This is a genomic window from Brevibacillus borstelensis, assembly GCF_037834415.1.
Taxonomy (GTDB): domain Bacteria; phylum Bacillota; class Bacilli; order Brevibacillales; family Brevibacillaceae; genus Brevibacillus; species Brevibacillus borstelensis_A.
In genome coordinates this window covers 46,215-72,443 of record NZ_JAUMSJ010000018.1, presented here as the reverse complement: position 1 = coordinate 72,443, position 26,229 = coordinate 46,215, and the positions used below count along the sequence as shown (strand labels likewise).

23 protein-coding genes and 1 pseudogene are annotated in these 26,229 nt (G+C 51.7%); 17 read left to right on the top strand and 7 right to left on the bottom strand.

Translation table 11 applies throughout. The features are described from left to right. Positions 1–954: 954 nt before the first annotated feature. The 4 genes from Q3F21_RS15650 (at position 955) to gatB (ending at position 5,436) form a co-directional block, all read left to right on the top strand. Entirely contained in the window at positions 955–1,416 is a 462-nt protein-coding gene (locus Q3F21_RS15650) for a hypothetical protein (RefSeq protein WP_340254696.1), read from the top strand. A 779-nt stretch (positions 1,417–2,195) separates the two neighbouring features. Further along, positions 2,196–2,486 (top strand): Asp-tRNA(Asn)/Glu-tRNA(Gln) amidotransferase subunit GatC, encoded by a 291-nt coding sequence (gatC, locus tag Q3F21_RS15645; RefSeq protein ID WP_340254693.1) that lies wholly within the window; start codon positions 2,196–2,198, stop codon positions 2,484–2,486. 35 nt (positions 2,487–2,521) lie between these two features. Continuing rightward, positions 2,522–3,994 (top strand): Asp-tRNA(Asn)/Glu-tRNA(Gln) amidotransferase subunit GatA, encoded by a 1,473-nt coding sequence (gene gatA / locus Q3F21_RS15640; RefSeq protein WP_340254690.1) that lies wholly within the window; start codon positions 2,522–2,524, stop codon positions 3,992–3,994. Positions 3,995–3,999: 5 nt separating this feature from the next. Then, positions 4,000–5,436: an Asp-tRNA(Asn)/Glu-tRNA(Gln) amidotransferase subunit GatB gene (gatB, locus tag Q3F21_RS15635; RefSeq protein ID WP_340254687.1), complete on the top strand. Its 1,437-nt coding sequence runs from the start codon at positions 4,000–4,002 to the stop codon at positions 5,434–5,436. A 159-nt stretch (positions 5,437–5,595) separates the two neighbouring features. Here the strand turns inward: gatB and Q3F21_RS15630 are convergent, their stop codons facing one another. Then, entirely contained in the window at positions 5,596–7,341 is a 1,746-nt protein-coding gene (locus Q3F21_RS15630; protein WP_425341260.1) for an RNA polymerase sigma factor, read from the bottom strand. 188 nt (positions 7,342–7,529) lie between these two features. Between Q3F21_RS15630 and Q3F21_RS15625 the strand changes: the two genes are divergently transcribed. The 5 genes from Q3F21_RS15625 to Q3F21_RS15605 all read left to right on the top strand — a co-directional run bounded on the left by Q3F21_RS15625 (position 7,530) and on the right by Q3F21_RS15605 (position 11,664). After that, positions 7,530–8,213, top strand: a complete 684-nt coding sequence (locus Q3F21_RS15625) for an MOSC domain-containing protein (protein WP_340254684.1) — start codon at positions 7,530–7,532, stop codon at positions 8,211–8,213. Between the two features lie 73 nt (positions 8,214–8,286). After that, on the top strand, positions 8,287–8,637 hold the full coding sequence (locus tag Q3F21_RS15620) for a hypothetical protein (RefSeq protein ID WP_340254681.1): 351 nt from the start codon (positions 8,287–8,289) through the stop codon (positions 8,635–8,637). Positions 8,638–8,772: 135 nt separating this feature from the next. Then, positions 8,773–9,501 (top strand): ABC transporter ATP-binding protein, encoded by a 729-nt coding sequence (locus Q3F21_RS15615; protein ID WP_340254678.1) that lies wholly within the window; start codon positions 8,773–8,775, stop codon positions 9,499–9,501. Next, positions 9,501–10,682 (top strand): ABC transporter permease, encoded by a 1,182-nt coding sequence (locus Q3F21_RS15610; RefSeq protein WP_340254675.1) that lies wholly within the window; start codon positions 9,501–9,503, stop codon positions 10,680–10,682. The genes Q3F21_RS15615 and Q3F21_RS15610 overlap by 1 nt, the downstream gene beginning before the upstream one ends. Before the next feature lie 127 nt (positions 10,683–10,809). Beyond that, the gene (locus tag Q3F21_RS15605; RefSeq protein ID WP_340254672.1) at positions 10,810–11,664 is read left to right on the top strand and encodes a DMT family transporter; all 855 of its coding nucleotides are present in this window, start codon (positions 10,810–10,812) and stop codon (positions 11,662–11,664) included. Positions 11,665–11,766: 102 nt separating this feature from the next. Here Q3F21_RS15605 and Q3F21_RS15600 read toward each other — a convergent pair whose 3' ends face one another. Both Q3F21_RS15600 and Q3F21_RS15595 read right to left on the bottom strand, forming a co-directional pair. Next, positions 11,767–12,234, bottom strand: a complete 468-nt coding sequence (locus tag Q3F21_RS15600) for a helix-hairpin-helix domain-containing protein (RefSeq protein WP_340254669.1) — start codon at positions 12,232–12,234, stop codon at positions 11,767–11,769. A 157-nt stretch (positions 12,235–12,391) separates the two neighbouring features. Then, positions 12,392–13,372 carry an ROK family glucokinase gene (locus Q3F21_RS15595; protein ID WP_425341263.1) on the bottom strand — a complete coding sequence of 327 codons (981 nt, stop codon included), beginning with the start codon at positions 13,370–13,372 and terminating at the stop codon, positions 12,392–12,394. 127 nt (positions 13,373–13,499) lie between these two features. Here Q3F21_RS15595 and Q3F21_RS15590 point away from each other — a divergent pair, with 127 nt between their 5' ends. From Q3F21_RS15590 to Q3F21_RS15580, 3 genes and pseudogenes are all read left to right on the top strand, one after another. Beyond that, complete coding sequence (locus Q3F21_RS15590) at positions 13,500–14,390, top strand: diacylglycerol kinase (protein WP_340254665.1); 891 nt, start codon at positions 13,500–13,502, stop codon at positions 14,388–14,390. 294 nt (positions 14,391–14,684) lie between these two features. Continuing rightward, entirely contained in the window at positions 14,685–16,178 is a 1,494-nt protein-coding gene (gene rlmD, locus Q3F21_RS15585) for a 23S rRNA (uracil(1939)-C(5))-methyltransferase RlmD (RefSeq protein WP_425341262.1), read from the top strand. A 25-nt stretch (positions 16,179–16,203) separates the two neighbouring features. Next, positions 16,204–17,540, top strand: a pseudogene (locus Q3F21_RS15580) (IS1182 family transposase); the annotation flags it as partial. Positions 17,541–17,727: 187 nt separating this feature from the next. Here the strand turns inward: Q3F21_RS15580 and Q3F21_RS15575 are convergent. The 4 genes from Q3F21_RS15575 to Q3F21_RS15560 form a co-directional block, all read right to left on the bottom strand. Continuing rightward, positions 17,728–18,357: an ABC-2 transporter permease gene (locus Q3F21_RS15575; RefSeq protein WP_340254657.1), complete on the bottom strand. Its 630-nt coding sequence runs from the start codon at positions 18,355–18,357 to the stop codon at positions 17,728–17,730. Then, positions 18,350–19,216, bottom strand: coding sequence for an ABC transporter ATP-binding protein (locus Q3F21_RS15570; protein ID WP_340254654.1), 867 nt, complete (start codon positions 19,214–19,216; stop codon positions 18,350–18,352). Before Q3F21_RS15570 ends, Q3F21_RS15575 begins: the two co-directional genes overlap by 8 nt. Beyond that, a complete protein-coding gene (locus tag Q3F21_RS15565) occupies positions 19,213–19,596 on the bottom strand; it encodes a GntR family transcriptional regulator (RefSeq protein ID WP_340254651.1) in 384 nt (127 codons plus the stop codon). Before Q3F21_RS15565 ends, Q3F21_RS15570 begins: the two co-directional genes overlap by 4 nt. 948 nt (positions 19,597–20,544) lie before the next feature. Then, positions 20,545–20,604 (bottom strand): putative holin-like toxin, encoded by a 60-nt coding sequence (locus Q3F21_RS15560; RefSeq protein WP_237762811.1) that lies wholly within the window; start codon positions 20,602–20,604, stop codon positions 20,545–20,547. A 571-nt stretch (positions 20,605–21,175) separates the two neighbouring features. On the opposite strand from Q3F21_RS15560, the gene Q3F21_RS15555 reads away from it, so the two are divergent. From Q3F21_RS15555 to Q3F21_RS15535, 5 genes are all read left to right on the top strand, one after another. Continuing rightward, positions 21,176–21,775, top strand: coding sequence for a major tail protein (locus tag Q3F21_RS15555; RefSeq protein ID WP_340254648.1), 600 nt, complete (start codon positions 21,176–21,178; stop codon positions 21,773–21,775). Further along, complete coding sequence (locus tag Q3F21_RS15550) at positions 21,772–22,164, top strand: hypothetical protein (RefSeq protein ID WP_340254645.1); 393 nt, start codon at positions 21,772–21,774, stop codon at positions 22,162–22,164. Before Q3F21_RS15555 ends, Q3F21_RS15550 begins: the two co-directional genes overlap by 4 nt. 156 nt (positions 22,165–22,320) lie before the next feature. Further along, a complete protein-coding gene (locus Q3F21_RS15545; RefSeq protein ID WP_340254642.1) occupies positions 22,321–23,151 on the top strand; it encodes a phage tail tape measure protein in 831 nt (276 codons plus the stop codon). Further along, positions 23,090–25,372: a phage tail tape measure protein gene (locus Q3F21_RS15540; RefSeq protein WP_340254640.1), complete on the top strand. Its 2,283-nt coding sequence runs from the start codon at positions 23,090–23,092 to the stop codon at positions 25,370–25,372. Before Q3F21_RS15545 ends, Q3F21_RS15540 begins: the two co-directional genes overlap by 62 nt. Before the next feature lies 1 nt (position 25,373). Continuing rightward, the gene (locus tag Q3F21_RS15535; protein WP_340254638.1) at positions 25,374–26,228 is read left to right on the top strand and encodes a phage tail family protein; all 855 of its coding nucleotides are present in this window, start codon (positions 25,374–25,376) and stop codon (positions 26,226–26,228) included. Position 26,229 lies beyond the last annotated feature (1 nt).

Here is a 26,229-nt window from a genome sequence, read left to right as displayed (position 1 = left end):
TTCACGTCAGAAAGGGCATCTCAGCTTTCTTACAATGATTGTCTACCAGTCAGGCTCGGCACCTTGGATGATTTTACACCCCATCTTCGAATGGCAATAGTATCCTTAGTTAATATGGCGAATTATTGTGAGGATATGTAAAATGTTGATGTAGGAAACGGTTTAACATAAAAGTAAAGCGCACGAGAAATTGACGAATAGAAGGTAAAGGTAACGGTCTAGGTAATAAAATAAAATCCGCCGGAAGCATCGGGGTCCAATTTTTTGGTGATAGGAAAACCCGAAACCAAAAAAGAGGGCCCCTTTTTGCTTAAATTAGGCGTTGGAATGGGGAAAAGGGTATGAGAAATGTGCAAGCGAAGGTTTCTTGCCTGGTTAGCTCACGAATCATTAAGTATCTGCTTGTAGCGATTGCGACTGTACTGCTTCAAAATATTTAACAAAAACTATTTTATGTAGTAAAATTACCCAATAAAGTATGATAGGCATGTTTAGCCGAAGTAATTAAATCATACGCTGTTGTCCTCTTTTAAAGAGGAGAACAGAGGTATGGGTCATAAGATTCTGTTGAATAGACAGAGAAGAGGGGGGAACGGAGCATGCACAAAGAAGGACAAGTTACCGGGACCTTGCCATGAACCAACTGACTCCAGCTCAACAAGATTTCATCATGAATGCCCTTACGCCGTGGCAAACGTTCTGCTTGGCTTACAATTATGGCAGAGATAAAGGGAATTGTTATTCTGAAAGGTGATGATGAAGAAACCATTGCCCGGAAAGTAGGCGGATGGATTTTGGAACGCTTCAATGACTCAGGGGACAGAATAGGAAAATGCGGATGCCGCGTACTTATTACCATGTGTCCAGTTACAAGGATCGATTTTCCTCTTTGGAGGTGCTGAATGCGTCTCTGGAGGAATATTTCATAAAAATTTTATAAGGAGTTAATTCAGAATGGTTTTCGATGAACGAACTGCTTTGCAAATGACGTTTCAAACGCTTCTTAAACAACGAGAAAATTTGCTGAAACAATATTTCACTCAAGATAGAGCTGTCCAGGATGACATTGCTAAGATATTGCATAGAATTCGTGAACTAGATGAGAGCGATTCAATAAACCATGCGCAGGAACAAATTGAGATTTCGGAACAGGACGGTATTCATTCCGAACAAAGTACGAAGAACAGGAAGCAGTATACACGTATCGACTATAATCATGTAGCTGCCTGTATAAGCAAATTTCTGCTACAAGAAGAGCAGCCGGTAAGTCTTACAAAACTCCGGGATCATTTAAAAGAGCAGGGTTGTGAATTTTCAAATCCATATGTTGCAATCCAAAAGGCATTAAACTTAATCGATGGAATTATCACTTCTAAAAGTGGAAGAAGCCTACATTTCTCACTTCAGAGGAATTAATTGGTTGTTTACCGTAAAAGGCGTTCGGTGCGATCCGTGCTGAATGCCCTTTGTGATGAGTAAAAAAATCCCAAAAACTAACTTCATACTCAACAATCTTACCTATCGGTAGATTGAAGTTGTAACGAGCCACTCATCAGCATGTCCAGTTTGAGTATATCCTTTTGCAGAAGATTGCCAGTTTTCCTCCCTAATAAGTGACGGGATACTGTCCGAATGAGACTATCCTTTGCAATGGCATTATTATGTGTACTGTTAATTAACATACCAACAGTAGCTAGTACACTCGGTAAAGGCTTTTCAGCTTCCGTAAGCTTTTTTTGGAATTTTTCTTCTTCGAATCATGCTTTCTTTCATAAAAGATCGGATGAACCCAACCAGCTGTAGAGATGAAACAGGGAGAAAACAGCGAAGGTCTTTGGGACACCTCCCAGGCGTAATGGAAAAAACGGAACACGCTTTCAGCGTCCAACTCTGAGATACTTCCCGAGCAGGCTGCTTTTGGACGCGGTTCCGCTTTTGGAATGAAGCCGGCCAGTCACCGCTCCCCAGCAGTGTCCCACCGAACCTGAAGCGTTTTCTCCCTGTTTCATCTCCTCCGCCAAAGCCCGATCAACGCAAAAACCAAAGCCCGATCAACGCAAAAACCAAAGCCCGATCAACGTCATACGCAAAGCCCGATCCACATAACACCAATGAGAGAAATCCCCGCGAAAATTGACTGAACCCGCTCTTTTCAAGTAAGATCAAAATTATGTGATAGATTCGGAGGTGGAACCATGAGTGCAATCAGCCGCAAGGAAGTAGAGCACGTAGCCAATCTCGCCCGCCTGAACCTTACAGAAGAAGAAGCGGAGCGGTATACAAAGGATTTGAACTCGATTCTGCAATTCGCAGCCAAGCTGAATGAGCTGGACACGTCAAACGTCGTCCCGACCAGCCATGCAACAGACGTGAAAAACGTCATGCGCGAAGACGTCAACCGTCCGAGCATTTCCAACGCAGAAGCGCTGAAAAACGCCCCAGACCACGAGGAAGGCCAGTTTAAAGTACCGGCTGTGTTTGAATAGACGAAACGGTTATCACCTGAAGGGAGGACACCCACGTGTCGCTGTTTGACAAGCGATTGTCGGAAATACATAGCGCACTGCGCTCAAAGGAGCTGTCCGTTGCCGAACTGGTGCAGGCGTCTATCGCCAGCATCAAGGAACACGACGGCGAAATCAAATCGGTCCTGCATGTGGACGAGGAAGGCGCGCTTTCCCAGGCGAAGGCACTGGACGAGCGTCTGGCAGGATCAGGCGAGGAAATGGGACTGCTGTACGGACTGCCTGTCGGTTTGAAAGACAACATCATCACCCGCGGTCTCCGTACGACCTGCGCCAGCAAATTTTTGAGCAACTACGATCCGATCTACGATGCGACCGTCTCGAAGAAGCTGAAGGACGCGGATGCGCTGATCGTCGCCAAGCTGAATATGGACGAGTTTGCCATGGGCGGCTCCAATGAAAACTCCGGGTTTTATCCGACCAAAAACCCGTGGAATACCGACTATGTTCCGGGCGGCTCCAGCGGCGGCTCCGCGGCTGCGATGGCATCCCGCCACTTCTTCTTTACGCTCGGCTCCGACACCGGCGGCTCGATCCGCCAACCGGCGGCTTTTTGCGGAGTTGTCGGATTGAAGCCGACCTATGGCCGCGTCTCCCGTTTTGGACTGGTGGCGTTTGCCTCGTCGCTTGACCAGATCGGCCCGATCACGAAAAATGTGGAGGACTCCGCTTACGTCTTGCAGGCGATTGCCGGACATGACGAATACGACTCCACGTCTGCCAAGGTAGAGGTTCCCGACTATTTGTCTGCTCTGACTGGTGACGTCAAAGGGCTGCGGATCGGCGTTCCAAAAGAGCTGATCGGCGAGGGAATCGACAGCGAGGTACGGGATGCCGTGCTGGCCGCGTTGAAGCAGCTGGAAAGCATGGGCGCGACCTGGAGCGAGGTGTCGATGCCGCACACGGAATATGCGGTACCGGCTTACTACCTGCTCTCTTCCTCGGAGGCATCCTCCAACCTGGCCCGGTTTGACGGAGTACGCTACGGGGTACGTGCGGACAACGCCGAGAGCCTGATCGAAATGTACAAGGAATCCCGCAGCCAAGGCTTCGGGCCGGAAGTGAAGCGGCGCATCATGCTCGGCACGTACGCGCTGTCGTCCGGCTACTACGACGCTTACTACAAAAAGGCGCAGCAGGTGCGGACGCTGATCATCCAGGATTTCAACGATGTGTTCGCCGATTACGACGTCATTTTGCATCCGACGACGCCGACCACGGCTTTCAAAATCGGCCAAAACGTCGACGATCCGGTGAAGATGTACCTGGAGGACATTTGCACCGTACCGGTTAACCTGGCTGGTCTGCCGGCTATCAGCGTTCCGTGCGGATTTGCCCAAAACGGAATGCCGATCGGCGTGCAGATCGTCGGGAAGGCGTTTGACGAATCCACGGTATTGCGCGTCGCCCATGCCTATGAGCAAGCGGCCGGATTTCACCAGCGCAAGCCGGATTGGGTGAGGGGGTAAGAGTCATGAGCCAGTTTGAAACCGTCATCGGCCTTGAGGTTCACGCCGAGCTTTCGACAAATAGCAAAATCTTTTGCGGCTGCCCGACCGAGTTCGGCGCGCCGCCAAATACGCATACATGCCCGATCTGCCTGGGGCATCCGGGCGTTTTGCCTGTGACCAACAGGCAAGCGGTGGAGTTCGCGATGAAGGCGGCGCTTGCGCTCAATTGCGAAATCTCCAGAGAGACAAAGTTTGACCGGAAAAACTACTTTTATCCGGACTCGCCAAAAGCGTATCAAATCTCTCAGTACGACCAGCCGATCGGCTATAACGGCTGGATCGATATCGAGGTCAACGGGGTGACCAAGCGGATCGGCATCACCCGTCTCCACCTGGAGGAGGATGCGGGCAAGCTCACCCACAGCGACTTCGGCGGCGAATCCCTCGTCGACTTCAACCGTGTGGGCGTACCGCTGATCGAAATCGTTTCCGAGCCGGACCTCCGCTCTCCGGAAGAGGCGCGGGCGTACCTGGAGAAGCTGAAGGCGATCATCCAGTACACCGAGGTATCCGATGTCCGCATGGAACAAGGCTCGCTCCGCTGCGATGCCAACGTATCGATCCGTCCGGTAGGCCAAGCGGAGTTCGGCACCAAAACCGAGCTGAAAAACATGAACTCGTTCCGCAACGTACAGGTGGCGTTGGAATATGAAGTCGAACGGCAAAAAGAAGTCGTGACCTCAGGCGGCAAGATCGTGCAGGAGACCCGCCGCTGGGACGAGGCCAACAAAAAGACGCTCACCATGCGCTCCAAGGAAGAAGCGCATGACTATCGTTACTTCCCGGACCCGGATCTGGTGCGGATGCAAATCTCCGAGGAGTGGATCGAGGCAGTACGGGCTACGATTCCCGAGCTTCCTGACGCCCGGCAGGCCCGCTATGTGAACGAGTACGGTTTGCCGCAAAGCGATGCCGGCGTCATCACGATGTCCAAGGATACGGCCGACTTCTTTGACGAGACCGTCAAGACAGGGGCTGATCCAAAAGCGGCAGCCAACTGGCTGATGGTCGAGCTGCTCGGTTATTTGAATGCCGGAAACCTGACTTTGGCCGATGTAAAAATCACGCCGCACGGTTTGGGCGAGATGATCAAGCTGATCGAAAACGGCACCATTTCCTCCAAGATTGCCAAAACCGTTTTCAAGGAAATGATCGAGACCGGCAAAGAGCCCAAGCAAATCGTCGAGGAAAAGGGACTCGTCCAGATCAGCGACGAGGGCGCTCTGCTCGCCATCGTTCAGGAAGTCGTGAACAACAACCCGCAAGCCGTGGCCGATTACAAGGCAGGAAACGACAAGGCGGTCGCTTTCTTCGTCGGACAAGTGATGAAGCAAACCCGCGGGAAAGCCAACCCGCCAATGGTGAACAAGCTGCTTGTAGAAGTATTGAAAAATATGTAGCAGAATCGAAAAATAGCAACACGAAGGCCCGCTTTGCCAAAGATACGGCAGTGCGGGCCTTTTTTCGGTTCGGCTTACGACGATAGCTTTCTTGCATCTAACTAACGACGAAAGCGTTTCTTGCATTTACTTATGGCGATATCGCTTCTTGCATAGGACTTATGCCAAAAGCTTCTTTTGCATTTGCTCCAGAACGGTTGCAGCCTGCTCTTCCAGCTTGCTGATACGGTCCAGCACGCGTACAGCTTCCTCAGCCTCATCAGGATCGTTGGGGTTTCCGCCTGCAGGAAACGGGAATTTGCATGCGAGCACGGCGTATTCATCCGCGATTTTTGCGTACAGCTCACGGGCTTCCTCTATGTGCGGGCGAATCCCGTCAAACTGGGCATCTGTCCAGGTTTCCGCGATTTCCTTCCAGAATAGAGAAGCGTAGCGGCGGGCATCCTTGGCCACAGTAGTCGTATAGGCGTTGCCGTTTGGCTCGATGCCTTTTTGGCGGTACGCTTCCCGCCAAGCGTCGTAGGCGGCCAAGCCGTGAGCGCAGGACGGTCCGCTCGTCTCCTGACGATAGTGATGCAGGATCGTTCGGAGTGCGCTTGCCAGCATCGTCTTTTGGTCGACTGCCACCTGCTTGTCGATCGCCAGCACAAACAATTCTTCAACCAGACCGCGTCCGAGATGCTCGTAGGAAATGGACTGATCATGTCCGCAGTTGTCGCCAGCCTGAAATTGCCGCGTCTCGGTATCATAGCCGTATATCAGGCCGAATTCCGGAATAAACAGATCCCAGGACAGTACGGCATGTCCCCGGTCGATGGCGTCGTGAATGAGCGAGAGCGCTTCCGGCAACATTTCGGGAAGCTTTCTTTGTTCACGCGCTGCCGCCGTCAGCAAGGAAGGGTCTGCCTGATTGCCATTGGGGCCGGGGGCTGTTTGCGAGTGCTGCTGAACCACCTTGACCTCAAAGCCGAGATTGCGCATCCCTTCCGACAGGACGCTGCCAAAGTCGAACATGGTTGGACCTGCGATGTGTATCTCGCCGGGAACGACATTGATCCGAAAAGCGTGTCCGGTCAGTCCCATCACCATGGGCAAAGAAAATCGTCTCTCCGTGTACTCCGTCAGTCCGTACATGGCAGCCGCGGCGGTCGTCCATACATGCTGCGAAAATGCTTCAGGCTTTTTCAGCGTGACCTTATTCATGAATCCCTCATCCTTTCGATTGAGTACGTATTGGCCAACAGCGAGGCGTATTTTTTCCCGGACCAGCTTTTTTCGCGAGCGGGAGAGAACCTGGTAGACATTGGCCTGCGACATGCGAAACAATCTGGCGATCTCCTGTGGAGACAGATGATCAAAAAAGTGGGACTCGACGATTTGCCGCTCCTTTGGATTCAAGCACCGCAGCATTTTCGTGATCGTCTCCAGCAGTTCCCTTCGCATCAAGGCCTCCTCCGGTGTAGAGATCTGCTCGCGCAGCGAATGGACATGCTGTTGTCCCAAGCGATACAGGATACCTTCGAGGTTTTGCCAGTCTGTTTCCGGCTCCTCCTCTGCAGGCGAATGCCAGGTGGAAAATACCTGCTCTCTGGTTTGCGGTCCCGCCTTCAGACGGGTGTAAGCCTGGTTCCGGACGATCCGGTGCAGCCAGGGCAAAAACCGACGGCTGTCGACCAATGTGCCGAGATGGAGAAATGCCCGGATGAGCGCATCCTGAACGATGTCTTCGGCCAAAAACGGCTCCTTTGTAAACGAGCGGGCATACCCGTACACCTTGGCCCTGTGTCTTCTGACCAATTCGCCAAACGCTTCCCTGTCGCCATTGCGGGCCTTTTCGACCAACGCCGCGTCTGTCTGCTCCTCTTTCGCTTCGATCATTTCTGGTTGGAAAAGCTCCTTTTGCAAAACAAACACCTCGCAAGCAAGTTGACCTATGACATAGACTCTTCGAGCGGAGAGTTTCTGACAAAATGACTGCGATCTATCAAAAATAATGAACAAAATCGTGCGTGTTTTGCCATTTACAGAAACTTTCAGTTCTGACATGATTGTATAGGAATTCACCACAGGATGAAACAGGGAGGTATGGCTCGATGAGTCATGGTCCAATCAGGATAGTATCGCTCAATGTAGGCAAACCGGAGAACTTTCTTTACCAGGGAAAAGAGGTGCTCACGGGTATTTTCAAACAACCGGTGACGGAGACGCTCTACTTGTCTGCCGTCAACCTGGCGGGAGACGGCCAGGCTGATCTCGTTCACCACGGCGGACCGGAAAAGGCGGTTTGCGTGTACTCTCATGAGCATTATGCGTACTGGGAAGAACGTTTGAACCGAAAGCTGCCAGTCGCCGCTTTTGGAGAAAATTTGACGGTTGCAGGCATGCTGGAAACAGACGTCTGCATTGGAGATACGTATCAGCTGGGCGACGCTATCGTGCAAGTGACCCAGCCGCGGCAGCCCTGTCACAAGCTGGCGAAGCGCTACGATCTGCCGGAGCTGTCTTTGTGGGTTCAGGAGACGGGATATACCGGCTTTTATTTCCGCGTGCTGCAAGAGGGACACGTTTCCCCGGACAGCGGGATTGTGCTGAAAGAACGTCATCCGGCCGGCATCACAGTCGCGGAGGCCAACCGCATCATGCATCGGGACAAGAAAAACCGGGAAGCGGCCGAACGAATCCTCGCAGTAGCCGAGCTGTCCGAAAACTGGCGGAAGACCTTTCAAAAGCGGTTGCTCGGCGATGAAACGGACCCAGCCAGGAGGCTGTACGGATGAGATTGTTTCGTTTGTAAGAATGGAAGTGCTCCCCTATAATGGAAGTAGATTGCGTGGAGGAGGTTTCTAAAGCATGAAAATCCTGTCTGTAGCGGGAGAGAGCGTGCCCCCGAGCAAGGGCGGATCGCCTGCCGATACCTTTGAGCGTTCGATGGCCAGCTATGAAAAAGAGGGCCAGCAAAAAAACATAACCGTCACGTATGTGCGTTATTTTGAAAAAGTGCTGGCGGAAAAAGGCATTTACGACCAGGAGGCCGAAGGAGTGCCGGTCAATCGGCTGGCGGCTGTCCTCTATCTGGAGCACCACGGCGAGACCAGGGAAAACCGTCATTACATCAACGATACCGAGGATTTTTTGAAGCTGTTTTCCGGCTTCTCGCTGAGCAAATGGAAAGAGAAATACCCGGGTCTCTCCCTTGCCTAAGAGGGAGAAAAAGAAAGTATTTGCAAGATTCTGATTTCATTCGGATAAGGGTAGACTATAAGAGCAGGATCTCCTCTTTCGGGAGCGAGATCTTTCTTTGTTTAACCTTGACCAAAAAGGGCGGGAGGAATACAGGTGATCGAAGTAGACCGGGTAAGCAAGCGGTTTGGACACCTGACTGCAGTCGATGACGTCTCTTTTTTCGTGGAAAAAGGAGAGGTGTACGGACTGCTCGGAGAAAACGGGGCCGGAAAAACGACGACGATGCGGATGATGGCTACCATTTTGCGGCCGACGTCGGGGGATATCCGAATTCGCGGTTACTCTGTTTTGACCGAGCCGGTGGAGGTCCGCCGCCGCATCGGCATTTTGTTTGGCGGAGATGTAGGCCTCTACAGCAGACTTACGGCGAGGGAGAACATTGCTTATTTTGGCAAGCTGTACGGCTTGACCGACGATGCGCTCAAACAGCGGGTCGAACAGCTGGGCGAAATGCTGCACATGTGCGGATTTATGGACCGCCGGGTGGGGGGCTTTTCGCGCGGGATGAGGCAAAAGGTAGCCATTGCCCGCACGCTGGTGCACGACCCGGACGTCATTTTGCTGGATGAGCCGACGACAGGCCTCGATGTGACAGCTGCCAACATGTTTCGCCGGATGGTGGCCCATTTGCAGGAGGAAGGCAAGACGATCCTGTTTTCCAGCCACAACATGGGGGAAATCGAGAGGCTGTGCAATCGGATCGCGATCATGCACAAGGGCAAGCTGAGCTATGCGGGAACCATTGACGCCCTCCGTGAACAAATGAAGATGATCGATCTCGACGATATCTTCATGACCATGGTAGAAGGAGGAGGGCGATAGTGGGGACGAATATTGTCTGGACGGTTTTCCGCAAAGAACTGACCGATCTTCTCCGGGACCGCAAAACATTGATCGGCACTTTTGTTATGCCGATGGTCATTATCCCGTTTGTCTTTTTTTTATTGGGCACGTCTTACAACAATGTTGAAAAGGAAGCGCGTTCCTACGTGCCAATCTCGATCAGCGGTCAGTCTGAGCTGGTGGACTACCTGCAAAAGACCCCGGGCGTGAAACTCTTGAACCCGCCAAATCCGGAAGCGGCTCTGCAAGCGGGCAAGCTGCGGGCCATTATTGCCATTCCGGAAGGCTTCGATCAGCAGGTAAAGGCCGGAAAACCCGTAAAGCTGGCGGTCGCTTACGATTCCACCAACCAAAAATCGGTGTACGCCCGTTCGGTCATTGAGAAAGCAGTAAACAAATACAGCGCTGAGATTGTAGGCAAGCGATTGCGCCAGGCAGGGCTGTCCGAGCAGGCAATCGAGCCGATCGAGACGGTCTACGACAATACGGCGTCCAAGGACCGGCAGGCAGGGGGCATGCTGGCTGGCATCATCCCCTTGATGCTGGTGCTGTCGCTGGCCTCCGGCGGAATTGCCGCAGCTACTGATCTCGTGGCGGGGGAGAAGGAACGAGGGACACTCGAGGCGCTGTTGACTGCGCCCATCGCAGCGAATCAACTGCTGACAGCGAAGCTTCTCGCGGTCATGGTGATGAGCTGTATCAGCGCGACGGCATCGCTGCTCTCCCTCTCGTTTGTGTTTCGGATGGGGCTGCTGAGCAAAGCGGAAGCGGCGTTTTCTCTCAGTTTTCTGGAGCCTGGCTCATTCGTTGTTTTGGCGGGAACGATCCTTTTGCTGGCGGCGATGTTTGCCGGTCTGGAGTTGACGCTCAGCACGGTGGCGAAATCATTCAAGGAAGGGCAGACCTATATGACCGGAGTGGTCGTGCTAGCCATGATTCCCTCCTATATGCTGATGCCGCTCAATCCCGTGGACATCCCCGAGTGGTACTACGTCCTCCCTGTTTTCAGCGGCGTGGCGCTGTGCAAGGAAGTATTTTACGGAGCGATTGACCCCTGGCACGTCGTCCTGGGGTTAGGCACCTCCCTGTTGTATGTGACTGGCATTCTGGCCTTGTCTGCTCGTCTTTTCCGCCGCGAAGGCGCTGTGATCAAAGGATAGGCAGGCTGTCGGAAGGGTGGCAAGTGCCAGACAGGTTCAATACGAAGGAAAGCCGGTGACAAAAAAATGAACCCGCTCTACGCAGGGGTGCTTTACGTATTTGTATCCGCGGCAGGATTTGGCCGTCATGTCCATTTTCGCGATTTACGCTTATGAGGCCGGAGCCTCTGTGTCTACCTTGCTGTTCTTGCGCTTTTTGCTGGCGGCTCTGCTGTTTTTTGCCTGGATGGCAGTGAAGCGGGAGCCGCTCGGGATTAGCAAGCGGCAGGGATTGGCCCTGTTTTGCCTGGGAGGGGTCTTGTACACGCTCCAGTCGCTCAGCTTTTTCTCCTCGGTCAAATACATCCCGGCCTCCATGGCGGCTCTGCTGCTGTACACCTTTCCCGTCTATGTGGCGGTCTTGAACTATTTCGTCAATAAAGAAGCGCTGCGAACACAGACGATAGGGGCCATGGCCTTGTCGATCGCGGGACTTGTCCTGGTGCTCGGTCTCTCGTTTGAAGGCATTCAGCCGCTCGGAGTTGCGCTGGCTCTAGCGGCGGCAGTCTTTTACTCCGTCTATTTCATCGTCGGCAACCGCGTCGTGACAGGGCTTTCCCCTTATGTGACAAGTGCCTACGTGTCATTGTTTGCGGCCCTTTCCACGTTTGGGCTGGCGCTCAGGGACGGGGGACCGGCTTTTGATTTTGGCGCACAGGGGTGGCTCGCTTTGGGAGGCATCGTCCTGTTTTCCACGATCCTGGCCATGGCCTGCCTGTTTCTCGGAATTCAGCTCATCGGCTCTACGCGGGCGTCTGTGTTGAGCACGCTGGAGCCTGTAGTGACGATCGGGTGCTCGGCGCTGCTGTTCGGGGAAAGACTGGGGTGGCTGCAGCTTCTTGGCGGCTGCGCGGTTCTCCTCGGGGCCGTTCTGATCGTACGCAGTCAAGGCAGACAGACTGAACGGCAGACGGAAGAGCCGGATACAAAACAGGTTACATGACGGCCTCGTGTTGCTTGAATGGTTCGGGGGACAAGGCGGTGTAGAGTACTCGGGGGCGGCAGAGTCTGTCCTCTTTTTGCGCCACGGCGCGGCTTAGTTTTTTTACGTTTGCCTGGACTGAGGCCGGGTCGCGGGATAGCCGCGCTGCTCGCGATATGCTTTGCGCTCCTCGGTAAACGCCCACCACTGTTTATCGCTTCCGGGATTTTCCGCATGGTGGATGACACAGCGGAGCTGGTCCTCGACACACGGATCGATCTGGCAGCCGTATTTGGCCTCCAGAGCGTCGATCAGGTCGGCGCCGTTCAGACCGCGCAGCTCGCCAAGGGTACGGTAGCCGAGCAGCACCAAATCCTCGGCCAGCTTCGGGCCAATCGAGGGAATGGTCTGGAAGGCGGCGAGAGCGACCAGCTCCCTGGCCCGTTCCAATGAAACGCCGAGCAGGACGGACAAATGCTCGGGTTGTTGCGACCCCATATCTGCAACACGCAGCTTGGCGCGGCGCAGCTGTGTCCGCTCTGCCTCGGTCAGGGGCAATTTGGGCGTTTTTGTTTTTGAACGGATGGACATGGGAGCCCTCCCCCTTTCCCTATTCAATGTTCATTGTAATGTTAAGGCAGGAAAGAAGCCAGTCGCAAAGGGAGGGACTGGCTTTCGCATATTTGTACTAAGGACGCAGAGAGAACAGAGCTCCTCGAAGCGTCCATTTTTCGTTCCGAGCGGAAAGCTACATCCGGGAGCGGATCAGCCAGGCCGCTCCAATCACTCCGGCGTCATTGCCCAAGGTGGCGGGAAGTATCTCGGTTGCCTCCACGACATAAGGGAACGGCACAAAACGGCGGAACGACTCGCGCACGCGCGTAAAGAGAAAGTCGCCGGCAGCCGCAACCCCTCCCCCGATAATCAGCTTGGCCGGGTTCAGCAGGATCGCCAGGTGGGACAAGGCCAGTCCGAGATAAAGCCCCGCCCGGTCGACAATCGCAAGCGCGCCTTTATCCCCTGCTTTGGCGGCGTCCAGAACGTCTTTTGCCTTTACCTCCCCGTTGCGGGAAAGCAGCTCGGCGAGATAAGGGCTCGATCCGTTTTCAGCCGCTTCGCGTCCTGCGCGTATGAAGGCAGTGGCCGAGGTGTAGGTTTCCAGACAGCCCGTTTTTCCGCAGTTGCAAACAGGTCCGCCCTCCGGGGCCATCGAAATGTGACCAATCTCTCCGGCGATGCCGTTGATGCCTTCGACGATCTGGCCGTTGCAGATAACGCCGCCGCCGACTCCCGTTCCGAGTGTAACCATCACCAAATCCTGTGCCCCCTGGCCGGAGCCCTGCCACATTTCACCGAGTGTGGCTGTGTTGGCGTCGTTTTCTACGGCTACCATCAGTCCGGTACAGGCGGCCAATTTGTCTCGCAGGCGCACAGGGCTTCGCCAGTTCAGATTGACCGCTTCCCGGACGATTCCGTTTTTTCCGTCTACGGTCCCGGGCACTCCGACGCCAATCCCCGCCACGTGCTCTCTATGCAAGCCTTGCCCTTGCAGCAGATGGTCCATCATATCGGCTGCTTTTTGCACGATTCCGTCTTCGCCGTCCGCTACCGGCGTAGGCTCCTGCGTTTTGACCAGCATAATCCCGTCCATGTTCAGCAAAGCCATTTTGATCGCGGTGCCACCGATGTCAACGCCCACGATGACCTTATTCACATCAAGCTCCTCCATTCCTACCCGAAGGTTATCTTTTCCTATCTTATCACGCCACAAGCGGCATAGCGATTCCCAAAAATGGCTATACAGGATATGATGAGTAGAGAGAATATCAAGAGCGTGACAGGAAGAAGGGAATGCGTTGAAACGAGCCAGATTGATCTACAATCCCAGCTCCGGCCGGGAAATCATTCGCCGCCGTCTTCCGGAAATACTGGACCTTTTGGAATCCGCCGGATACGAGGCGTCGTGCCACTCCACAAAAGGGGAAGGCGATGCGACCGAGGAAGCTGCGCGTGCGGTTTCCCGCGGTTTTGACGTCATCATCGCCGCAGGCGGAGACGGTACGATTTACGAGGTGGTCAACGGCATGGCGGAGAAAAAAGCCCGCCCTGCTCTCGGGATCATCCCGTGCGGAACGAGCAACGACCTCGCCCGCGCCCTCGGCATCCCCCGCTCCGTTGGCAGAGCGTGCCGCATCATCGCTTCCGGAAAAAGGAAAAAAGTGGACGTCGGGCGGATCAATAACCGTTATTTCATCAACATTGCAGGCGGGGGATCACTGACCAACCTGACGTATGAAGTGCCGAGCAAGCTGAAAACCGTCATGGGCCAGCTCGCTTATTATGTAAAAGGGCTGGAAAAGCTGCCCTTTCTCCACCCGATTCACGTGCGGCTGGAGACCAAAAACGAAGTTCTCATCGACGAAGAGATCATGGTCTTTTTGATCGCCAACAGCCATTCGTTTGGCGGCTTCGACCGCCTGGCCCCGAACGCGAATCTGAGCGACGGGAAGCTCGACCTCATCGTCGTGAAGAAAACGAACATCGCCGAGTTTATGCGCCTGGCGACGCAGGCTGTGCGGGGAGAGCACCTGAAGGACCCGTCCATCCTGTACTTTCAGACCGACTATCTGAAAGCGACCGCTCCGGGAGGACAAACGGTGCAGCTCAATATGGACGGGGAGCTGGGAGGGCAGCTGCCGTGCGAGATCAAGGCGCTGCCGGGGCATTTGGAGTTGTTTGTGCCGTAGGGGAAATGGGCAGGGAACAGGGAAACGTGAACAGTGAACAAGGAAACAACAACAGTGAACAAGGAAATAGGAACAGTGAACAAGCAATAAGGATCCGGTAACGGGCAAGTGAGCAAACGTGCAAAAATGACGGGGGCGTCATGCAGCGATATGGCGCTGCTTCCGTTTTTAAAAGGAGAAAGATTTGTGGCTAAGACAGCAAAGGAACAGCGTGGAAAGCAGGCCGGGGCCAAGGCGAAGCAGCTGAAGCAGCCGAGGCAGGCGGAGAAGGCGAGGCAAAAGCAGGAGAAACAAATGCAGGAGAAACAGCAGAAGCATGCGACACACGAAAAACAGGAGCAGCAGCAGAAGCATGCGAAGCAACAAAAGCAGGACAAACAGCCAGTGCGGGCAAAGCAACCCAAACAGCCATCAGGACTGCCCGTGCAATTGGGACAAATTGCAGATGTGGAGATCACCGGATTAAGCCATGAAGGAGCCGGCGTAGGACGGGTGGAGGGCTACACCTTGTTTGTGCCGGGAGCACTGGCTGGGGAGCGGGTTCGCGTCCGGGTCAGTCACGTGAAAAAGAATTTCGGTTTTGCCGAGCTGCTGGAAGTGGTGGAGAAGAGTCCGAGCCGAGCTCTCCCGCCCTGTCCGGTCTACGACCGCTGCGGCGGATGCTCGCTCCAGCATCTCGCCTACGAGGAGCAGCTCGTCCACAAGCAGCAGATTGTCAAGGACAACCTGCGCCGCATCGGCGGCTTCTCCATAGAAGGGGAGGATGCAGTTACGGTCCATCCTACACTGGGGATGAGCGATCCGTGGAGATACCGCAACAAGGCACAGGTCCCGATCGGAGAGCAGAACGGGGCGTTGGTCGGCGGCTTTTACGCGGAGCGCTCCCATGAGATCATCGATATGAACGAGTGCATGATCCAGCATCCAGCCAACGACGAAGCGGTGGCGGCCGTTAAGATGATCGCCGCTGAGCTTCAAATCAAGCCGTACGACGAAGTGAACCATGCTGGACTGCTCCGCCACGTGGTCGTCAAAGTAGGCGCTCGCACTGGCGAGGTTATGGTCGTGCTGGTGACGACCGAAGAGTTTATTCCCCAGAAGGAAAAGCTGGTCGATTCCATCCGTGGGCGGCTTTCCGGTGTGAAGAGCATTGTGCAAAACATCAATCCGGCCAAGACTAATGTCATTTTTGGGGACAAGACGATTGCGCTGTGGGGAAGCGGCGTTATTTACGACTATATCGGGCCGATCAAGTTCGCCATTTCCGCCCGCTCGTTTTATCAGGTGAATCCGGTGCAGACAGAGGTTTTGTACAACAAGACGCTGGAGTACGCGGGAGCTACCGGAACCGAGACCGTGATCGACGCCTACTGCGGGATCGGGACGATTTCGCTCTTTTTGGCACAGAAATCGCGCCATGTGTACGGGGTGGAGATCGTGCCCGAGGCGATTGCCGACGCGAATCGCAACGCCGAGCTGAACGGGATTGAAAATGTGACGTTTGAGACCGGGCCGGCGGAGGCCGTCATTCCGGCGTGGAAGGAGCAGGGCATCCGCCCGGATGTGATCGTGGTCGATCCGCCGCGCAAGGGCTGTGACGAGGCGCTGCTGACGACGATTCTGGAGATGAAGCCGGAGCGCGTGGTGTATGTGTCGTGCAATCCGTCGACGCTGGCGCGGGATTTGAAGGTGCTGGCGGAGTTGTATGCGGTGAAGGAAGTGCAGCCGGTGGATATGTTTCCGCATACGGGGCATGTGGAGTGCTGTGTGTCGCTCTTGAGAAAATAGCGATTCAAAGCTAGACGCATCAAAATATACCTCCCGTCAAATCGCTAAAGCCGTTCGCGAAAACGTCATGTTCATGTAGATCGCGGGAAGACAACGCCCAGATTTCCGCATCATCAACCGGTTTCGTTCCGAACGAATGAAAGAGGTTCTGGAAACCGTGTTCGCCGCTATCCTTCAGCTTTTGTCGAAGAAAAGTACGTAAAGCTGGAGTATTACTTCGTCGACGGTACGAAGATCGAAGCCAATGCCGATGCCAATCGGTACACCTTCGTCTGGGGAAAAGCCGTCGTGAAACATAAGATGAAATTGCAGGAGAAGGTCAAGACGCTCTTTGCGACGATTGAGGAGACGGAAAAACAGGAAGAACGCGAAAATAGCGGCCAAGATCTCAGCGAGCTGGGCGAAGCGTCGAAGATAACAAGTGAAAAGCTGGAGACTGTGGTCAAACAGCTGGAAGAAAATTGCATGCGAAACCAAAGGATAAGCCGCTTAAAAAAGCGGTTCGCCAGCTCTGCCAAGACCTGCTTCCAAGGCTTCAAAAGTACGAGGTGCAGCAAGAAATTCTCGGAGACGGCAACAGTTACAGCAAGACCGATCCGGAAGCCACCTTTATGCAGCATGAACGGCCAGCTCAAGCCCGGATATAATGTGCAGATCGGCACCGAAAATCAATTTATCGTCGGCTACAGTCTTCATCAGCGGCCTACGGATACCCGTTGCCTAAAGCCCCATTTGGAACAGGTAAAAGCAAACCTGGGTAAACTGCCGAAAACCATTATTGCCGACGCCGGGTACAGCGGCGAAGAAAACTATGCCTACCTGGAGAACGAGAAGCTGGAAGCGTTGGTGAAATACAGTACCTACCATAAGGAGAAATCGAAAGCCTGGCTAAAAGATATTAGCAAGATCGACAATTGGCAGTATGACGAAGTGGCAGATACATGGACGTGCGCGGCAGGACAAACCTTGATTTTCTGCCGTGAGAGCAAGGAGAAGACGGAGAGCGGTTTTGAAATTAGGTACCGCCATTACCGCAGTACAAGCTGCGAAGGTTGTCCGTTGAAGCCGTCATGTACGAAAGCAGCCGGAGATCGGGAAGTGAAGGTAAGCTTGCGGTACCTACGCTTCAAACAACAAGTGCGAGAGAAGTTTCGCAGCGAGGAAGGCTATGCACTTTCGGTTCGTCGCATGATTGAACCCGAAAGCGTTTTTGGACAAATGAAGAATAACCGGGGCTTCCGGCGATTCCTGCTTCGCTGCATACCAAAAGTGAGCCTAGAGGTCGGGTGGTTTTCGCTTGCCCATAATTTGCTGAGGAAATCGGTAATGGACCAAAAAAGAAAAGTGGTTGGGCAGGAATAGCATCTGCTCAACCACTTTTCTTCAAATCTAGGTCCAGTTTCATTCAATCGAGCTGTCCTTTCATTACTTTTGGGACAGCCCCTTGTTTAGGTCTGTCATGAATTTTATGGAAAGCAAAAACCGTCGTACCTTTTTTATATCGTACCACTAGTATTTATCACTTTGATGATACCAACTGTGCGGCCTCCTACAAGTCTTTATTAGTAAACAGCTTTATAGTTAGGCAGTAGGAAGCAATGAATAACAATATGATACCCGTCAGGATAAGAAATAACGTTTGGTGACTGTTAAAGCCACTCTCATTCACCATATTGATAAACATACCTATAGGCTGCGCCAGAACAATCATGATGATAAGGAATAAGGCAAAGATAATAGAGCTTCCTTTTTTACTAAATGCATAAAAAAGCGGCAAATAGACGGAAGCTAGAAGAAGCGTTATGCCTGCTGGAACCAGAATGTCCAAGACCGAATAATCCGGCATATTAAGCTCTAAGATTGCTTGTTTAACGAGCCAGTGAATCCCGTAAGAAGCAAGGACTCCAAAAAGGGTATAGATGATGGCAGCTATGTATTTGGCTTGAACAATATGTTTGCGCTTAATGGGCAGCGTGACCAGGAAATGATGGTTATTGTTTTTGATATCTATCGTTACACCCAGATTAAGTAAGCCGAATGCTGTATAGATACCCACAAGGTAAATAGACAATGATGAATTTTTTGGTATAAAAAAGGCACTGAATACAGCCAGATACAGGATAGCCATCCATAGTGAGCTTTTTAAGGCAATGAAGTCTTTACGAAGTAAATTAAGCATAAATGCGCCCTCCCTTGGTGGTGAAATACATGATGTCTTCTAAGGAGGGGTTGTCAAAAACAACATAATTTCCAAACAACCGTTCGGCCTCCTGCCTATTATCTACCAATCCCTCAAAACCAACAGCTGTTTCGCGAATCCCGACAAATTTGTTTCGAATATCCGAATCGAGCAGTTGTGAGTCGCCTTTTACAATTGCGTATTTCTCGAGCACTTTATCTTTCGTTTCATTGAATACGAGTTCTCCGCGATTGATGAAAGCAATGTAGTCAGCAATGCGATCCAAATCTGTGGTGATATGGGTCGAGAAGATAATCGAGTTGCTCTCGTCCTGCATCATATCCGCCAGCAGATCAAGCATTTCCCTTCTAAATACAGGGTCAAGTCCAGAGGTAGGCTCATCCATGATTAAGAGCTCAGCCTCATGCGATAAGGCAACGGCAAGGGAAAACTTGACTTTCATCCCCTTGGATAAATCTTGAATCTTCTTGTTGGGAGACAACTCGAATTGTTCAAGATAGCTGTTAAACTTCTTTTCGTTCCACTTCTTGTAGAAAGGTGCGATCATCTTCTGTGAGTCACGAATCGTAAGATGCTCATAATAGAAGCATTCATCCGACACAATGCCTATACGCTGCTTAATTTCAACTTCTTGTTTAGGCATATCGCAACCCAGTACTTTTACGCTCCCAGAGTCGGGACGGATCATGCCGAGTATCATCTTGATCAAGGTGCTTTTGCCAACGCCATTCGGGCCAATGAGTCCGGTTATGTAGCCTTGTTTCACATCCAAAGATACGTTATCGACTGTAAATTGAGGGTATGATTTCGTTAGATTACGTAATTCTATGGCATTCATGGTGTCTCTTCCTCCTCGAACAATAAAGTCAGATGGTCGATTAAATCTTGTTGACTCATATTTAATTCCTTGCTTTCTCGAATGATTTCTATCATTATGCCTTCCAGTCGTTTCATGCGCTGTTCCCGAATGAAATCTTTAGTCGCTCCGGATACGAAACAACCCTTACCTACGACAGAGTCGATTAGCTTCTCTTTCTCCAACTCTTCATAAGCACGCTTGGTTGTAATTACACTCACTTGCAAATCCTTGGCCAGCTGCCTAATGGAGGGAAGGCTGTCGCCTGCCCGCAATTCACCGCTCAGGATGCTTTGTCTAATCTGGTTCAAAATCTGTATGTAAATCGGATCGCTCGATGCGTTGGATATGATAATGTTCATGTTTCACCTCGCTGCCACCAATAGTGTAACTATTGTATATATATAATATATACACTATGCACTCGTGCGTCAATACATCATTTCAGGCGCTTTTTATTTTTCGGAAAGTGTTCAACAGTCGGCACTCAACACATGTGGAGTGTTGTTCACTGTTGGTTAGGAAGGAAGAATACTACGAGAAGTGATGGTGGTGGTAAAGTCCTCTCTATTACAAGAGAGGATTTCTTTGTGTTATGGTTCTTTGCTAATTTATTGAGCTAAAGGGCAGTAGAGCAAAAAAGGGGACCTTTTTTAACTCCCTTTAATCATTGATTTGATTAGTGAACCACCAAATAGAAAGACCTGCTTCCTTCAATTTTTTTGTTATTCGGGACAATCACTCATCAAATCTTCTTGATCCGCCAATCGTGACGTGAAATCACATCGTGTTTTTGGAGGAAACGATCCGGTCTTCCGGCCAAGAAATCGACAAATATTTGGAGTCATACTAAGGAAGAAGTACAGCGCCTTCAATCTGTTCCTAGAATTGATAAGCTAACAGCTGCGACTCTTCTTGCTGAGATGGGCTCCGATATGAGCTAGTTTTCAACTGCTGCCGATTTAGCTTCAGGGGCCGGTGTATGTCTAGAGAATCATGAAAAATTCCACTTTTTGATCAGGCTTTAGCAAGAGGTGAGTTTCACGGAAAAAATTTCCTGTTCGTAGGATTCCGGAACTCCCATATTTTAGTGGTTAACTCATTATATTTAGCAAAGTTAGTATCCCTCTTGTATGGCCTGAGGGGTTATATTATTCTCCACCCTATGGTATACTGGAGTCAGAAATTACGTAAAATGCAAAGAGAGCCGTGCTGGTAACACGGCTCTCACGCAATTGCCGCTTTTAAGGACGGCAGGCTGCAAAAGGTGAACCGATCAGAAATAGACCGTTACCTTGACCGAGGGCGGTCTATTTCTTTTTGTTTAGGTAAGTCAACAGCGCGAGAATGAACATTCCGAATAGGAACATTAGTTGTAGCGCTTGAAATACCTCCACAGGCATCACCTCCCTTCCGGAAGGATAGCCGACCGCCCAATAAAGCCTGTTCTATTGCAAGGTCATTATAGCATAACAATCTTATCTAGCGGACGATTTCATCACAATAAGCCCGGTGAGCCCAATATTTTTGCCTCAAGTCCGCCCGAGTATGTTTTTGATTATGAAACTGGTTATAAACAAACGTTAGCTCGCATTGTCTCGCCTGAAAAAGTTGATACGAAAACGAGACAAAAACGCGACGAAAATGCGACTTGTTACACGCAAAATCGTGTTAAAGTGATAGTGTCGAGAATGAAGACAAGCCGTTCGGGGAAACCGGGCGGCTTTTTCTATGCCATTCGAAACACGCAAAGGAAAGGCGATGAAAGGAGGTGAATGGACAGCGTGAGCAAGAAACAAAGACGATCAACCGGACAAATACGGTCCGACCCCCAGCAGTCGTCTCCAGGCATCTTGATGGACGGAGGCAGATCCGTCCCGTACCAAGACGAAAAGCTTTTTAGGCACATTGATGATTGGAACGAATAGGAGGACAATAACCATGTCAAAAAACAAAGTCACATTTGGATTAGAGAAAGTACACATTGCCTTTGCCGACGAAACAACAACAGGGAAGCTCACATGGAAACAGCCGATCCCGATCCCTGGAGCGGTACGATGGACTCCCGAGGCGCAAGGGGAGTCTTCTACATTTTACGCGGACAATACGGCATACTTTGTCGTTTCCAGCAACAATGGATATACCGGCGAATTGGAAGTAGCATTGGTGCCAGACGAGGTTCTCGCTGAAATGATGGGGTGGGAAATCGATAAAAATGGCATGCTGGTAGAGGTTTCGGACGCGATTCCCAAAAAGTTTGCACTGCTTGGGCAAGTTCAAGGGGATAAGAGGAACCGTCGTTTCGTGTATTACAACTGCCAAGCGTCACGCCCGGCCAAGGAACGTAAAACCAAAGCGGAGTCTGTGGAAGTGAACACCGATATTCTGAATCTGTCCATTTCTCCGATCGAGATTGGTGGAAAGATGCTGGTAAAAGGCGACCTGGAGTTAAATGAAGCCAATGCCGAGGCGTACAACGCCTTCTTTGCCTCCGTGTATATTCCTTCCTTTACGACTTCCGCTGGGGGTGGCGAATCATGAGAGAACTTCAAATCGACGGGAAACAAGTGAGAGTCAGGGCTACCCCCCTGGCTCTTTTGTATTACAAACAGGAATTCAAGACAGACCTGCTTGGCGATCTGATGAAAATGCAGAACATTAGGGACGACCCGAGTCAGATCGATATCGTAGCCATCCTGCAGCTAATATGGGCCATGGCGAAAGCAGATAGTCTCGGCAAGCCCTTCCCGTCCTTTGTAGAATGGGTCGGCTCGCTGGAAAACTTTGATATTACGGATCAGGGGCTGTTCGCCGCTGTCATGGAGGAAGCCGCCGAGGGCTTTTTTCGTTCCAAAGCGCAAGCAGGCACAGAGACCGGACAGGCGAAAGGAACCCGAGCGCATCGAAATCAATCTGCTCGCAGGGGGTAAAAAGGCGGGATTGAGCTTTGCCGAAATGAACGAACTGCGAGTGATGGATTTGCTGGACTTTCTCGAGTGCTTTTTTGATGGTGAGGATCATTCGTCCAGAGAAGCCACTCAGGCAGACATCGATGCCTTTTACGGCAGATAGGGGGTGAGCCATATATGGCGGAAACCATTCGCGGCATAAATGTTGCCATTGGAGCAGAAACGACGGGGCTTTTGAAAGCCTTGTCCGACGTAATCAAGAAAAGCAAGGACATTCAGTCCGAACTCAAACAGGTTGAAAAACTCCTCAAACTGGATCCCAAAAATACAGAAATACTGGCCCAAAAGCAAAAGCTGCTGGCCGATGCGGTCGCCAATACGAAAGAAAAGCTGGACCGTTTAAAAGAGGCCCAGGAACAGGTCAATCTCCAGTTTGTCGAAGGGAAAATCAGCGAAGGCCAGTACAGTGCCTTTCAGCGCGAAATAGCTGCAACAGAGGAACGGCTAAAATCGCTTCAGAGCCAATTTGATCAAACAAAGACAGGCTTGGAAGCAGTCGGTAAATCCATTCAAGATACCGGCAAGAAAATTTCAGATGCCGGCGGCACACTTACCAAAAACGTAACTGACCCTCTCACCAAGATAGGAAAAGCAGCTCTTAAAGTGGGCATGGACTTTGAAGTGGCCATGAGCGAGGTTAAAGCGATTTCCGGAGCGACAGGAACCGATTTTGAAGCCTTGCATGCGAAGGCAAAGGAAATGGGTGTCGCAACCAAATTCTCTGCTAGTGAAGCCGCTTCCGGCTTGAAATACTTGGCTACGTCTGGCTGGGATACACAACAAATGCTGGACGGCCTCGAGGGCATGATGATGCTTGCTGCCGCTTCCGGAGAAGACTTAAGGCCGTGTATCTGGCATAGTGACGGGCTCCATGAAGGAGTTCGGGTTGGCTGCCAACCAGACCGGGCAGTTCGCGGATATTCTCACTGCCGCTTCCAGCAAGTCTAATACCACTGTTGCCATGCTTGGCGAATCCTTCAAAAACGTTGCCCCTGTAGCCGGTGCATTGGGATACAGTGCAGAGGATACTGCGACCGCTCTGGGGCTTATGGCAAAGTCCGGTGTCCATGCCAGTCAAACCGGTACGGCACTAAGTTCCGCATTGTCCAACATGGCAAGTCCAACCAAAGAGATGGCCAAGATCATGGACGAGCTAGGCCTTAGCCTGACCGACAACCAGGGGAACATGAAGAGCTTGGACACGGTCATGCAGGACTTGCGCAACGCTTTTGGGGGCTTGGACGAAGATCAGCAAAAAGCATATGCCTCCACCTTGTTTGGAAAAGAAGCGATGAGCGGCATGCTCGCGATTATCAATACGTCCGAGGCAGAATATCAGAAGCTGTCTGATGCGATCAATCATTCGTCAGGCGCAACGCAACAGATGGCTGATATGTTGAATGACAATGCCAAAGGCGGCCTCGTTCAACTGCAAAGCGCACTTGAGGGTCTTATGATTCAGCTGTCCGAGATTCTCATCCCGATATTCAATGACATTGTTGGGGTCATTCAGCAGGTCGTAAACTGGTTTGCTAGTTTGGACGAAAGCACCCAAAAAGTGATTGTCGTCATGGGGGGTATCGTTGCGGCAATCGGTCCGGTGCTAAATGTGCTGGGCCCTCTTGTCACATCAGTGGGGTTGATCATCGATGCCTTTCGGACCGTTTCCGATGTAATCAGTGCCGCTGGCGGTGTCATGTCGATCCTCACAAGCCCGGTCGGCATCGCAATCGGGGCGATTACGGCGTTGGCCGTGGCCGCTTATCTGATTTACGAAAACTGGGAGCCGATAAAAGAGTTCTTCTTCAACCTATGGGAAAACATCAAGAATGCGACTGCGGCCGCTTGGGAAGGGATCAAGCAGTTTTTTTCCGAGACCTGGGAATGGATGCAGAGCTTTTTTGCAGAGTGGGGCACAGTCATTCTTGCGGTAATCGAGCCGTTTATGGGGATTCCTTTGCTGATCATGCAGAACTGGGACGAGATAATGATCTACCTGTCTGGTCTTTGGGAGTCCGTGAAAGAAACGGCATCTGAAGCATGGAATGCGATCGTGGAAGCAATCACGGCGGTCGTGATCATGCTAGGCGAAGAAGTCATGCGAGTGTTTGCCAGCATGAGTGACGGACTGACCCAGATATGGGAAGGCGTCAAAATGTATTTTGGCGCTGTCTGGGACATCATCAAAACCATTTTTCTCGGGACCATTCTTCTCATTTATGATCTGGTCACGGGGAATTTTACCCAACTGTCGGCAGACGCGCAGTTGATCTGGAATAGCCTGAAGGATGCGTTCGGACGGATTTGGGAAGCTATCAAACTCGTGTTTTCCGGCACGCTGGATGCCATCAAAGGATACATCGCATTTGTTTGGACTACGATCAAGTCCACAACAGAATCAGTGTGGAACGGGGTTAAGACGTTTTTCGCAACGCTATGGGATTCGATGAAAAAAATGGCCCAGACGTATCTGGATGAAAAGAAGAAGGCGATCGAGACAACGTGGAACGCGATCATGACGTTTTTCACCGATACGTGGGACAAGATCAAATGGCTGTTCACAGATGGTCTGGAAAACGCCAAACAGAGCGTTATAAACGGAATGATTACGATCAAGGACAGCTTTTTCAACTACATGGATGACATCGTCCAAGATGTAAAGAACTTTGCCTCGGACTTCATGGCTGCAGGAGAGGATTTTGTGATGAGCATTTGGGACGGGATTCAGGGCAGAGCGGGATGGTTGTACAGCGAGATTAAAGGTTTCGTGAATAGAATGATCTCTTCCATCCGAAATGCAATTCCTGGAGGAGGAGGAGGGGCAGCAGCGAGCGGAGGCTCGTCTGGCGGTGGTGCAAGAGCAGCCGCTTACCCAGGACTGAAGGATGGAGGCACTGTCACACGGTCAGGCTGGACATGGACAGGCGAGAATGGGCCGGAGTTGCTCTATCTTCCTAAAGGATCGCAGGTGATCCCGAACTATGACCTTCCGGGGATCGGTGCCGCGACGATTGACTACAATGCTCTGGCCAAAGCCATTGCAGCAAACATCAAACCGAGTGTTACTCTGCAAAACACATACAATAGCCCGGCTCCGCTGTCCCCTTCGGAGATGAATCGAAAAACTCTTCAAGTCAGCAGACAGCTCGCGCTTGAATGGGGGTTATAGCTTGCGAAGAATAACGTTTACCAACACCCGGGGCGAAAGTGTTGTGCTCTACAACTCTGCCCCTTTTCTGATCACAAAGCTGGAAGGCATAGGGACTCCGCCGGCGGACATCCATACGCAGCGATCCCCGTATCAGGATGGCGTCACCTATCTGGATTCGTATTTGGAGCCGCGAAGTGTAACGATTGAAGGCGCGGTCATGGGGAAGTCCAGAGCGGAGGTTTTCTCATTGCGGCAGACGCTTGCGAGGGTGCTGAATCCAAAATGGGGGCCTGGAATTCTGCGTTACGAATACGACGGCGGGGTGAAAGAGATTCAGGCGGTAGCCGATGGGGCCCCCGTATTTCCAGATCAATACGGGGAGACATACCAAGTCTTTTTGCTTTCCCTTTTATGTCCCTCCCCGTTTTGGCTGGACACTTTTACCACCAGCAGGGAAATGTCCTATATCATGGGCGGCTTTGGTTTTGTTCTGCGGCTCCCGGCTTCCTTTGCCAGGCGCTCGTTCCGGCGCGCCTTCCAGAACGAAGGCGATGTGGAAACGCCGGTGAAGATTGCATTTAAGGGGCCGGCCCAAAACCCGACCGTCATGAACAACACGACAGGTGAATTTATCCGTGTGAAGAGGGAGCTCGGAGACAACGACATCCTCTACATTGATACTTCTTTCGGCAACAAGCGGGTGGAGATTCGGCGGGAGAACGGAGAGGTAGAAAACGCCTTTCACTACGTCGACCTTGCCAGCACCTTTTTCCAACTCGCGGTTGGCGAAAACATTCTGGAATACAACAGCGGGAACGACAGCACGAAAACACGGGTGACCATAAAGTACAAAAATCGGTATGTGGGGGTGTAGG